Source organism: Mesorhizobium sp. M0048 (genome assembly GCF_040323405.1).
Classification (GTDB): Bacteria; Pseudomonadota; Alphaproteobacteria; order Rhizobiales; family Rhizobiaceae; genus Mesorhizobium.
On sequence record NZ_JAMYUV010000015.1, the window covers coordinates 90,686 to 102,871 of the forward strand.

Consider the following 12,186-nt stretch of genomic DNA (forward strand, 5'->3'; position numbering starts at 1 on the left):
TTATCCTGTCGGGGCTGCTGGTCTGGTCAAAAGATCAGCTGATGCCGCACAGCGTCACGACGACATTTTCCGGTCATCGATGCCCCGCGCGATCCTCGCGCAAATCAGCTTATCGCGGGCAGTTCCAATGAGCGATCTCGATTCGGAGACTGAAGTTGCACTTGGCACGGAGCACAAAGAATTCGCCGCATCCGCGCTCTGCCGAACAATGTCATTCAGATGGATGATGGTGACGTTCGGGCTCCATCGTAAGCTCTATTCGACCGCATTTTGCCTCCTCGGAATCGCGAGCTCATGTCCCAAAGCTACTTTCTGAGATCCAGGACGGTTGCTACGGTCGAGAAAATAATCACCCGTGTTCCTCCAAGCCCGATCGGCGGTATTCTTCGCGCGGCAGGAGGCGTTTCGGCCATGGCGATTGCCGGCCAGCTGACCCTGGTCGCCGCCATTCCCGTTTTGGCCCGGCTCTATTCCCCGGCAGATTTCGGGATCTTCACGATTTACCTGTCGATCGTAAACATCCTCGGTGCGATCGCAGCATTGCGTTTCGAGGCCTCGCTTTATGGGGTCAAGGACAGTGCGCAGGCGTACGTGACCGTTAAGCTCATTCTCCTGGCTGTCTTGGTGACGAGTGTCCTGGCCTTTGGGGCAGGACTGCTGTGGGCGAGCATCGCTCCAGCGCGAGTTGGCCACCTCGCCTGGCTCATTCCACTTGGGATGGGGGGTGCCGGCCTCGTCGAAGCAATGAACTGCTGGAGTCTGCGCGTAGGCCTGCTACGCGACTTCGCCCTCGGCCGCCTGATTTTGCCGGTGACCATGGCCCTGCTGCAACTAACTTTTGGGCTCGCCCATTTCGGAGGCGACGCGATGGTGCATGCTCATATCCTGAGCCAATTCATCTTCATCGGAATCCTCGGCTCTCGGATTCTGAGCAGGAAGGACATAGGCGGCATCGCCCGAGCGCCGTGGCGGACCGTCTTTGCAGTCGCCAGGCGAGAATACAAGTTTCCATTGTTTGACATTCCGTCGGCCCTAGCGAGTTTTGCCATCATCAATCTTCCCGCAATACTCGTTGGTTCGCTGTTTGGCGCCGCTTTTGCCGGCTACCTGGGAGTTGCGTCACGGCTGGTGACTGCACCCGTCACGCTGATCGCCAACCCGCTTAGCAATGTTTTTGTATCTGAGGCGAACAAAACCAGCAGTCGCGCCCATTTGCTCGGCACCGCGCACGGCCTCTTGATGCTTTCAGCCGGCCTCACCGCATTGCCAATATTAGCGCTTGGCCTGGCCGCGCCATATATCGTCGTTCCCCTCTTGGGCGCGCCCTGGGTTCCCGCCGCAGACATTATGACCGCGCTGGCGTTCATGGGTGCCACGCAGGCGTTGTCGACACCGCTTCAAGATGTCCCGGCTCTTCTGCGGCGGCAAGAGGTACGACTTCTCGTCGACGGCGCGCGGACGGCGCTTGTATTTGGCCCGCTACTCGCCGGTGCTGAGGCAGGTTGGGAACCACTCAAAGTCATTTATCTGATGGCGGCCGGCGGCGCCGTCGGGTTTGCACTGAAAACGGCGGCCTCTCTGTATCTTCTCCGCCACTACGTCGAACCATCGGGAGCCGCCATACCAAAGCAGAGTCATCATCTCGAGGGAAAAACACCATGAAGCACTCGCAGCTTGATCAGCTTCTAACGACCGATGTGGTTGACCAACATCATCGCGCTGATGCTTCGCGACTGCGCCCTTTCATTTCAGTTGCCATCCCGACCTTTCGCCGACCGGACACGATCCGCCGGGCGATGGATAGCATTCTGAGTCAAGATTTCGCCAGTTGGGAGCTGGTCGTCAGCGACGACGAGGGCCGAGAGGGAGCGACCTGGGCAATCGTCACCGAGTATGCACGGACCGAGCCTCGCATCCGAATTGTCGAGAACGGTCGGGGCCGGGGTCAGGTCGAGAATACCAACAACGCCATGCTCGCTTGCGTCGGAAAATGGATCAAGCTGCTCCATGACGATGACTGGCTCGCCCCAGGCGCACTCAAGACCTTTGCCGAGGTTTCCACCAAGCATCCCTCGGCTGCATTTATGACCTGTGCCGCGAATATAATTGAAGACGATCGGATGAAATTCCGATTGCCACCGCAAGGGCGACAACGGATCTCCGTCTACTCGAGCCAGCAATGCCTAACGGACCTCTATCTGGTCCGTACGACGCGGAGCCTCGGGATCATCCCGTCGACGCTGTTGATCAACCGCGACGTCATTCACGCGGGTTGCCTGATGCGCGCGCACAATTCTATCCCGGCCGGAGTCGACCAGCTGTTCTTTGTTGACCTGGCATGCCACGGAGACATGGTCGCGATAAATGACGGCTTGATCTTCTACGACGCGACCAATCACCCGAGCATCACTACAACTAAGAATTTTGATGAAGTTGATCAAGTAACTCTTGCCGTCAAAGAGCTTAACTGGAATCTAATTCAGGATCGTAAACACCTCCCTCGCCCCGAGACTTTGTTACGGGCGCTGCGGGTTGCTCGTATTCCCAGCAGATTCCACCAGCAGTCATGGCGAGCGACGATCCAAGATGCCATGCAAATTCTTCGCCCATCAGTTATGAAAATTGCGAGCCAGCACATTCTTACTTACGTGTTCGCCATCCGCCCGAGACTGGGCCGGTTGCGTAGCCAGAGGCGAATTTAGCGTGGCGGCATCATTGAGGCCTGCGTTGGCCGGCTGGCACGCATTCTACACCGTCGAAGGCGGCTTTCCTTCGTCCAGGCTTCGGGGATAGCGAGATGACCATTTGTCCGGCGTGTGGCAGTGTATCAACCGCAAAATTGTTCGAAGTGACAGCAGACGAGGCCTCTCGACATTTCATCAATCCGCGTCAGGACCCCGATCGCTCCCGAAAGTTAACAAGCCACCTGTCGGATCTCTGGGGCCGTAACACTTGCGACATTCGCAAATGCGCAGATTGTGGATTCGGTTTCGCAGATCCGTTCGTCGCCGGCGGCTTTGAGTTTTATAACTTAGCCTGGGCGTACCCTTCTTATCCAACTATGAAATGGGAATATGCAAGAACAATCGAAGAGCTCGCGGGCCTGAATACTGGCGGAAAGACTGCTCTCGAAGTGGGATCGGGGTTTGGGTATTTTCTCGACCGCATCAAGAATAAATTCTTCCATACTTCGGATATTTCTGCCGTCGACTACAACGAAACGGCGCGATCAGTACTGGCGTCAAAAGGCTTCAAGACATTTGCAAATGACTTTCGAGATGGCAGCTTCAATCCCATGAAAGAGGCGTTCGATTTTATTTTCATGTTTCAGGTCTTCGAGCATATGGACCAAGTGGATGAGGTCTTTGCTCGCTTAAAATATCTTCTGAAGGCGGAAGGATCTGTTTTCATTGCCGTGCCAAATGAAAACAGAACGTACTATATGGAGTCTCACGGTTCGCTCGTAGACATGCCACCAAACCACATTGGCCGATGGACGAAAGGAGCCTTCGATGCCATATGTCGGCGGCACGGCTTGCAATTGAGCAAATGCGAGCGCGAGCCGTTCAATCTCGCCAAATTCCTGAAGCAAGACATCGTCCACAGCTTTTTGCGAAAGGGCCAAAAACCAGGTAGTCTGAGTGAGTTCGTTCGGGCCCTGCCGCGAAGCAAAGCGCAACGAATGGCGCAAGGTTTGACCGCCCTTGCGATTTCACCGTCACGCTTGCCGGCATGGGCATACGCCATCAGGAACGCATCTACGATGGGCGGGAGCGCACTCTGGGCGAAAATCGACAAAGTCTCGTCACCTGCGCCACGGATTCATCGCCAAGCCAAGCAGTAATGAGCGGTGCCACGCCGCTTGCAGCGGGAAGGTGATTTTGACACCACCAGGCTGCTGGACCTGCCAAGCAGACGAAGGATGGCATCAGGGGCGTCGCCTCAGGCGTTGCTCCCGAAATTCATGAATGCCCGTCCGGCGGCTCCTGGCCAGTAGGTTCCGTTGTGACACCTCGGCCCCACGCTCCGGACGGATCTCTCCGCGGCAACCCCGGCTACGGGCGAATGGCCCGCGCCGGCAGCCGATCGGCGCGGCGCCTAAAACGGGGATTTTCAACGGGCGGTGGTGGGAAGTAGGCAACAGTAAAAGCCGAGCTCGTCATGCTCCCTCCAGCAAGAGATCAGCGCTGTCCCCAAACCGGTAACCCGCGTGCTTCCTGAGATTAACCTTCGTGAGAACGCTTGCGACGGGAACCGAAGCTGGCGTATCGCCCGCAAGCAAGTCTAGGACGCCTCGCGCGATGCTGCGTCGCGTTTTCGCCCAGCGAATGGCGAAAAGAACCACGTCACCCCAGCCTGTCAGGAGTCTGGCCTCTGGTCCCTCAAGCCCCAGCGGCCCATTTATGATGACCACCCGATAGACCGAGTGCAGTTCATCTTTGAAAGGGGAGCCATCGACACTGGACAGTAAGGGCAGCAGATCCTCCGACGGTGCGAGCGCCATGAAATCGATTCCGATTGCCGACATTCCAGCTATCGCATCACGCAGCGCACAACGGTCATTGATATAGTCTCCAAAAAAATTGTGCGGCTTACGTGCGCTGAATTCCTTCACAAACTCGCCTGTAAGGCGGCGGTCCGTGCGGTCCAGATCAATAAAGAGTACTCGCCCTCCAAGTCTTGTGGCCGCCAAGGCCATGCTCCATGCGAGCTCGGTCTTGCCATCATCCTCACTGCAGGATGTTATCAAGATTATGTTCGAGCAATCCCTCGCCCGCTGGGGCGCTGCAGCGACAAGCAGGGCCGTCACGGCGCGGCTGTATCTTGACTCCTGCTGACCTGAAACCAGCTGCTGCAGTCGCCTCGCGTGCGTTGTGGCAGCCTGGGGTATCAGCCCGAGGCACGGAACTTTGAGCGCGGCTTCAGCTTCGGCCTCTCCGTGCAAGGTGCTATCGAAGCGTTGGCGGACAAGTATGAAGATCCCCCCAATCAGGCCAAACACAACCATGCCGGGCGGAATAAGAAATATTGGCGACAGAGTCGTTGGATTGGTAGGAGGCCACGCCGCTGAGAGAAGCCTGACTCCGGGGGATGGACTTGCGATACGCCGCATCAAGTCTTGTTGCCGGGTCAAAAGGTCGTTGTAGCGCTGCGTCAGGATGCCGACCTGGGGCTCGAGAGCGCGCAATCCGGAAAGCCGGCCGGCTGTATCGGCCACAACCGCATCCAGGACGTCCTTACGCTTTTGCAGCACCGCTATTTGGGAGCGATAGATGTTCGTCTCGGCAGCGACGCGGGCGATTTCTTGTTCGATCTCACGATCGATCGCATTTGTGACATCCTCATCTGTTGTGCCGTTGGCCTGGCGTGCCAAGAGATCGGCCAGCACGGGTGATCCGATGGTTTCGGCTACCGCGGCAACCGACGCGCCCCCCTTTCGCAAGTCCTGAATGTGTTGAAGTCGAGATTCCGATGCGGAGAGATCGGCTTTCGACAAGGAGATTTGCTGGGTGAGTTCGACTATCTCCTTGGCGGCATTATCCGCTGCACCTTGGTCGATCGCGCCATGGCTCAGCCGATACCTCTCAAGACGATCGGTCGCTTCTGCGAGACTGTTCTGTGTAGCTGGAAGTCCGGCAACTATCGATTCAAGTTCCAGTCTGTCCGATGCTTGGCTTTTCCTTGCCAGATCGCCAATATACACTTGGACAAAGGTATTGGCGATCAAAGCAGCTCGCGCCGGATCGTGATCGGTGAAGCCGACACTGATGACCCTCGATCGCAGCTCCTGGCCGATCCTTATACCCTTACGGAGTATCTTGAGTTCAGCCGCATCTGGCTCCGCCGGAGTGCTTCGCGGCCAAATTTTGGCCAGCAGATCGGCTGTACCCGAGCGCAACTTCGGCGGCTCGACGCCCGCAGGGTCAGCAGCAGAATTTTCGGTAACAGCATCAACCTTTCTAGTATTGTTGAGAGCGTCCGTTTTGCGCAGCGCTGCCACCACGCTTCGCAGATGGCCTTGCGACGAGAGCATGGTGATGTGGTCGTCAATGCTGGAATCCAGCACATCTTGAGTAGAGACCGAGCCGCCGGCAGGGGCTGCTCTACTAGGTGCGTCGACGATTACCTGTGCGGTGGCTTCATACAGGGCAGGCCGTGCAAGACCCGCAAGCGCGGCTAATACACCGCCAGTGATGACCATGGCCAGCAGGAACCATTTTTTTCTTGAGAGGGTAATGAGGAGCTGATGGAATGGGGTTTGCGTGTCCATCTGTTCGCGTAAAGGCCGTTTCATGCGCGGAGCGATTTCGCGCGCAGGCACGTGCATTTCGTTAACGTGCGGAAGGTGGATGCGGCTAACTATGGACCCTTCCATCTTAATCTCCTGTAAGTTCGGGCACGCGAGAACCCGTTGCTGTGGGCGATGGCCGCCTTGCCTCGTTGTGCCAGGCCTGGAACATCAAAGCGGGCCACAATTCACGAGAATGGTCGTGCCTGCCGTCAACGTGATCGCGCCAGCACGCATCCACCTCTGCAAGGTCGAAAATCCCGTCTCCGGACAAACGCATATCGGCGACAAGGTCGTTTGCCCAACTCAGCAGCGGGCCTCTCAGCCAGACTGCTATAGGAACATCAAAACCTTGCTTCGGCCGCTCGATCAGCCGCTGCGGAACGTACCGGCGCAACAACTGACGAAGAATCCACTTGCCTTTGCCATTACGAACTTTCGTATTCGTCGGCAGGCGCCAGGCAAATTCGACAACCCGATGATCGAGCAGCGGGCATCGCCCCTCGAGGCTGTTGGCCATGCTGGCGCGGTCCAGCTTCACCAATATGTCCCCGGGGAGGTATCCAGCCATATCGTCATACAAAAGACGGGACAGCAGCCCATCAAGCCGGTGATCGACGTGAATTGATGAGGGTGGCTGGTGGAGGCTCAGGTTCTCGTTCGATGATCCCGTAAGTCGCCGATACAACTCGTCCTCGTTGGCTGCAGCAAGCAGCTGAGCTAGGCGATTCAGCCGATCCCCCCGAAGCGCATGCCGTGCACCCTCCGAAAGCGGCAGCTTGCCGACGAGATCGTGGCGGGCTGCACGGGCCAATAACCCAGTGCCTGCCGCGAGCGCCCGACGCAGTGCTGACGGCAGAATATGCTGTCGTCGCAGGCGGGCCGCCATGAAGTGGCGGGCGTAGCCGGCGAAGCATTCATCGCCACCGTCGCCCGACAGAGCCACCGTAACGTGCCGCCGGGCGAGCCGCGCCACCAGCAGAGTTGGTATCTGCGATTCGTCAGCGAATGGCTCGTCCCAGATCTGCGGCAGTTCTGGAATGACGTCGCGCGCTACGGCAGCCGAAAGGTGGAGTTCGGTATGGTCGGTCCCCAGATGGCGCGCGACTTCCGCAGCGTGGGGAGCCTCATCGAACCCGCCCTCTCCGAAAGCGATCGTGAACGTGCGCACGGGCTTTTCCGATTGAGCCTGCATAAGGGCCACAACCGTCGAGCTATCTATTCCGCCCGACAGGAAGGCCCCGAGCGGGACGTCAGCGATCATGCGCTCCCGAACGGCAAGTCGAAGCAGGCCGTCCAGTTCATTGGTGAGTTCCTCGTCGCTGCCGGCGACCTGTTCCGCCCGCCCTTTCGTGGCGGCTTCGGCCAGCGACCACCAGTGTCGAATGCGATGCGACAGAGAGGCGACACTGCGTTCCCCGGAGAACTCAGCGGCCGTTACCGACAGGACCGAACCCGGCGGCAGCTTGAACACGCCTCGCCAAATGCAGCTGTCATCCGGTACCCATCCCTTCGAAAGCATTGCCGCGGCCGCATCGATATCGAGCTCCTGGCAAAACCCTGGAAAACGGTTGATCGCCTTCAACTCGGAAGCAAAAACAAGTGCATCGCGTGTTGAGGCGATATAAAGCGGCTTTTTACCCATTCGGTCGCGGGCGAGATGGAGCGTCCTTGTCCTAAGGTCCCACAATCCTAAAGCGAACATGCCGGCGAAACGGGTGAGTGCTTTTTCGAGGCCCCAACTCTCAATTGCGGCGAGCATGACTTCGGTATCGCTGGCGCTCCGAAAATGATGGCCTGTACTCTCCAGCTCACGGCGCAAATCACGGAAATTGTATATTTCGCCGTTGAATGTAATGACATATCGGCCGCTTTCAGAATGCATCGGCTGACGGCCAGCCTCTGACAGGTCAACTATGGCCAGCCGCCTGTGGCCGAAGGCCACCCCCGATTCACAGTTTACCCAGAATGCCTCGCCATCCGGCCCGCGGTGACGAAGTGCGGCCGTCATCTGCTCTATTGCCCTGAGCGGCCTCGTGTCGGCTGAATCGGAGGCAAGAAGAATTCCGGCAATACCACACATACCATTACCCCGGATTGTTGGAGATTGCAGAAACTGCTTTCGGCGTACCGGCGACAAGGCAGATGGTTAGCGCAAACCATACGATCGGGTGGCGGATGATCAGATGCGGCATCCCGAAGATGATGATTGACACCACGAGCGCTAACAGCGCGTCGAGCTTCGCACGCCACACCGATATGATGGCGGCGCCGACTATCCAGACCAGCGCCAGAACCGCAATGAGACCACCTTGAGTGTACAGGTCGAGGATCGTGTTGTGAGCCTCGAAGGGCCGTTCCAGAAATTGCGAGTCGAACACTGATGGGCGCTCGAGATGCGGACCTGGACCAAGGCCCAGCGACCCGGATTCGGCGCCCTTCTCCAGCGCTTCGTTCCAGAGATGCACGCGGAGTGCGGCGGTTTCGGCAGTGGCCTCGCCGCCTTTGTCCTTGGTCAGGCCCTTGGCGAAATTTTCGAAGACGCTCGCCTCAGTTACGGCGTAAGGGGTTATCGCGATCGCCAACGGAAGGATACCGACAAGCAACAGGAGGACGGCTTGCCGTGAAAAGCTGACTCTGTTGCCACCGGTCTTGAGCCATGTCCTGATCCGCAGCCCGAGGAACGTCAGGCAGGTCAGGATGCTGGTGTACAGATAGGTATCGCTCTTTGTCAGCCTCCCGACATAGAAGGTCAGGAACAAGCTGGCGATCCCAAGAAACCTGCCCCATCGATTGCTGGTGGTGGTCGCAAGATGCAAGGCTAGCGGGCCAAAGATTGCGCAGTAAAGCGCGAGCTGGTTTGGATTATGCGACCAGCCACGGAAGCGGTCCCAGTACCAGGGATCGACGCCTGCTTGGGGGATCCAGCCCCAGCCCTGTCCCAGCTGAACGGCAAGCGCGATATTCGCGATGCCCACAACCCACCAGCCAGTACGACGCAGCCGGCGATCAGCGTCGGGTTCTGCAGCGGCAAGGCAGGTGATGCTGACCAACAGCAGGTAGGCCATCGTATCGTGCATCAGGCCCGTCAGATATAGAATTGTGGTCAGATAGCCGACGACGGTGCCGATCCCGAGAGCAAGCGCCATGATCGTCCAGAAGCTCACAAGGCGTGTCAGCGCCGGCCTTGTCTCCAGGTGGCCCCCGGCGAGTACGCGCCCAATCGACAGCATGATCCAAAGTACGATGAACAGTTCGCCAACCCCTAAGGGCGACCCTGGAATGTCGAGTTGCACCGCATAGGTCGTTGCGAGGCCGCAGGCCAGGATCGCGTCCCGGATCATCGGCGCCAGTCCAATCTGCTTCTCGCAGCACCCTCTCCAAACAAGATCGGAGACGCCGGTCGGGCGAGATCGCTGTAGGGTTTGGCGCCAAGGATATTTTTGTACAGATCGCAATATTGGGCCACCACCCGCGGCAGCGCGAACTGCTCCCGGACAAGTTCGACGGAACGACCGCCCATGACCTTTCCGCGACTGCGGTCGGAAAGGATGTCAACTATTCGAGATGCAAGACCATCGGCGTCGTGCGGTTGGACAAGATAGCCGTTCCATCCATCCTCGACCACTTCATTGCAGCCGGGCATGTTCGAGGCAACGATGGGCAAACCCGCCAGCCCTGCCTCGAGCAGGACGCGCGGGATTCCTTCCCGATATTGTGTGGGGAAGGCGAACACGTCGGCCATGCCAAGAAGGGCTGAAACATCGCGTCGTGGGCCAAGCGCGATAACATGAGGAGCGTGTCGATCGATTTCCGACTTGTCGACTGCAAATGGACCTTCGGACTCCCAAGGGCCGACAAGCACGAAACGAGCGTTAGGTCTTTTGGAAAGGACGCGGGGCACTGCTTGAAGCAGTATCGGGATGCCCTTCTGGCGGGTCAGCCGGCCCACAAAAATCACGATCTCCGCTGACTGGAGCCCTAATTCCTTGCGCATTTTCGTTGCCGGCGGAGCAAGATGCCTCGCCATGGCGAACGCATCGACGTCGATGCCAGAACTGCGGATCACTCTTCCGCTGCCGGGTTCAATTAATCGAAAGCGCTTGAAGAAGGCCTCATCGTCCCGGTTCTGAAACACCGTCGCTGCCGTCCAGAAGGAAGCAAGCCACTGCAGTCCGCAAAAGATTGGACGCAAGGCCAGAGCCCGCGGTTCCAGCGAGGAGAATGTCCAGCCGAGGCCGTTGATCGTGCGTACGACCGGAACTGTTCCGCGCAGCGAAAGGGGTGCCAGCAGGTTAGGCTTGGTGTCGAAACTTTGGACAATGTCAGGCCGGAGTTCCGCAACCAGTTTCCGAATCGCTCTTACGGCGGTCCACTCGCCACCGCCGCTGGCAAATCGGTCGAAACCGTAGCCGCGATGCGGAATGCCATGCCGCAAAAACGCAGCCTCATCGCCGGTCGAAACCGCTGTGACCCGGAAGCCGCTTTCGCGCAGCGACATTAGGAACGGAATTCTCAGGGCGTGATCTTCGCCTCCCACACAAACGAGATGCGGATTCATCCCGAAGCTCCCGTCCGTGCGCCGTGTTTCGGTCGCATGAAGTAACTACCTTTCGCATCTGCTTTCATGGTTCTGCTTCGTTACTTCTGTGCGCGTGAAAGGGTACGGTAGGAGGAGGCTTGCCTACTGTCCTCGTCTGTTTGAATGAGGTAAACCGCATTGGGATCACGGCCTTACGCATAGCGCGAAGCACCTCGACGGCATCTTGTGGATACGCCGATGAATTGTGCCTCGAACTCTGGCGAGTTCTGCCAAGCCGGACTCGTCACTGATAAGCCAACCGAAGAAAGCCCTTCCGACAGTCGTGCGCTGTACGGCTGCTCTACGCTGGGATTCCTAAGCTCCCTGTCCGGTCCGCGTGTTACCAGGCATGATGATCAGCCCTCTCACCCACAATCCCTGACGCGGCTTGCCTCCTTGCGACCAGCGGGCAAGCCGATTCGACCCCTCCGATGTCGAAAACCTGATCTGCCGACCGATATCCCGCGACGAGCGGGCAGACGCTTACGAATTGTCCACAACTAATTGGTTGCGGCAATGAGACTACGAAGGGCCTTGTCCCTTAGACTAAATGTTCTTCTGATCTGTAAATTTGCAGGTTAACAGCTAAATTAACAACTCAATACCGCAACATGCAGGCTAAATTTTTTAGACAATTAATCTATCGATTTTCAATTAAATTGGATTGATCTGCATAGCTATGCGAGCTTAACTTGATTGTATACTTGATATTTATTTAATACATCTATTGGGATTTCTCCCTCTGTGCAGCATTCCTACTGGCGATCAACCATTCTATCAGAGGCTGCAGGTATGTGATTTGGCGCTAATATACACCCTCTAGTAGGCAATCCCCGGGCGCTATCGAATGAGACAAAGGAATATTGGATGGCAACTCTGCACTACGCCTCGGGTGGCTCCGCCACCGAAATCGCAACCGCCGGGTTCAATCTGGCCGACGTTCAATATGTTAGCCAGGTCAACGCATTGCCGGATGGCATGAAGGGCCTGGTGTATCTGAATGAGCACGAGGGCGTAACCTCATCCTTCATCGAGAAAATGACCCCCTTCCTCGGCAATCCGAACGTGTTCGGATTCTATCTTGTTGACGAGCCCGATCCCACCGGCAGGTGGGGCACCTACGCAACCGCTGAGAACCTGAAGGCGGAATCCGACTGGATCCATGAGCATTTTCCGGGCGCCAAGACCTTCATCACCATGATGAATATGGGATCCCCGACCAATCCGGATTTTACGAACACCTACAATCCGGCCAACACGCATATCGACTATTTCGGAATAGACCCCTATCCGGTGCGCACGGGAACGGACACGG

General features: G+C 57.5%; 7 protein-coding genes and 1 pseudogene. 4 read left to right on the top strand and 4 right to left on the bottom strand.

Features of this window, described 5'->3' with window-relative positions; genetic code table 11:
• Positions 1 to 411 precede the first annotated feature (411 nt).
• From NKJ84_RS15990 to NKJ84_RS16000, 3 genes are all read left to right on the top strand, one after another.
• A complete protein-coding gene (locus NKJ84_RS15990; RefSeq protein WP_352507239.1) occupies positions 412 to 1,662 on the top strand; it encodes a lipopolysaccharide biosynthesis protein in 1,251 nt (416 codons plus the stop codon).
• Entirely contained in the window at positions 1,659 to 2,702 is a 1,044-nt protein-coding gene (locus tag NKJ84_RS15995) for a glycosyltransferase family 2 protein (RefSeq protein ID WP_352507240.1), read from the top strand. Before NKJ84_RS15990 ends, NKJ84_RS15995 begins: the two co-directional genes overlap by 4 nt.
• Positions 2,703 to 2,797: 95 nt before the next feature.
• On the top strand, positions 2,798 to 3,844 hold the full coding sequence (locus NKJ84_RS16000; RefSeq protein WP_352507241.1) for a class I SAM-dependent methyltransferase: 1,047 nt from the start codon (positions 2,798 to 2,800) through the stop codon (positions 3,842 to 3,844).
• 315 nt (positions 3,845 to 4,159) lie between these two features.
• Here the strand turns inward: NKJ84_RS16000 and NKJ84_RS16005 are convergent, their stop codons facing one another.
• The 4 genes from NKJ84_RS16005 to NKJ84_RS16020 are packed head-to-tail and all read right to left on the bottom strand — an operon-like array spanning position 4,160 to position 10,850.
• Positions 4,160 to 6,376, bottom strand: coding sequence for a GumC family protein (locus NKJ84_RS16005; RefSeq protein ID WP_352507242.1), 2,217 nt, complete (start codon positions 6,374 to 6,376; stop codon positions 4,160 to 4,162).
• A gap of 1 nt (position 6,377) precedes the next feature.
• The gene (gene asnB, locus NKJ84_RS16010; protein WP_352507243.1) at positions 6,378 to 8,372 is read right to left on the bottom strand and encodes an asparagine synthase (glutamine-hydrolyzing); all 1,995 of its coding nucleotides are present in this window, start codon (positions 8,370 to 8,372) and stop codon (positions 6,378 to 6,380) included.
• A gap of 4 nt (positions 8,373 to 8,376) precedes the next feature.
• The gene (locus tag NKJ84_RS16015) at positions 8,377 to 9,585 is read right to left on the bottom strand and encodes an O-antigen ligase family protein (RefSeq protein ID WP_352507245.1); all 1,209 of its coding nucleotides are present in this window, start codon (positions 9,583 to 9,585) and stop codon (positions 8,377 to 8,379) included.
• A gap of 44 nt (positions 9,586 to 9,629) precedes the next feature.
• The gene (locus tag NKJ84_RS16020) at positions 9,630 to 10,850 is read right to left on the bottom strand and encodes a glycosyltransferase family 4 protein (protein WP_352507247.1); all 1,221 of its coding nucleotides are present in this window, start codon (positions 10,848 to 10,850) and stop codon (positions 9,630 to 9,632) included.
• Positions 10,851 to 11,738: 888 nt separating this feature from the next.
• On the opposite strand from NKJ84_RS16020, the pseudogene NKJ84_RS16025 reads away from it, so the two are divergent.
• A pseudogene (locus NKJ84_RS16025) lies at positions 11,739 to 12,186 on the top strand (calcium-binding protein); the annotation flags it as partial.

Bases quoted from the DNA above. Each gene is read 5' to 3' on its own strand.
- NKJ84_RS16020 (WP_352507247.1), bottom strand. From the start codon at position 10,850: ATGAATCCGCATCTCGTTTGTGTGGGAGGCGAAGATCACGCCCTGAGA.
- NKJ84_RS15995 (WP_352507240.1), top strand. From the start codon at position 1,659: ATGAAGCACTCGCAGCTTGATCAGCTTCTAACGACCGATGTGGTTGAC.
- NKJ84_RS15990 (WP_352507239.1), top strand. From the start codon at position 412: ATGGCGATTGCCGGCCAGCTGACCCTGGTCGCCGCCATTCCCGTTTTG.
- asnB (WP_352507243.1), bottom strand. From the start codon at position 8,372: ATGTGTGGTATTGCCGGAATTCTTCTTGCCTCCGATTCAGCCGACACG.
- NKJ84_RS16005 (WP_352507242.1), bottom strand. From the start codon at position 6,376: ATGGAAGGGTCCATAGTTAGCCGCATCCACCTTCCGCACGTTAACGAA.
- NKJ84_RS16000 (WP_352507241.1), top strand. From the start codon at position 2,798: ATGACCATTTGTCCGGCGTGTGGCAGTGTATCAACCGCAAAATTGTTC.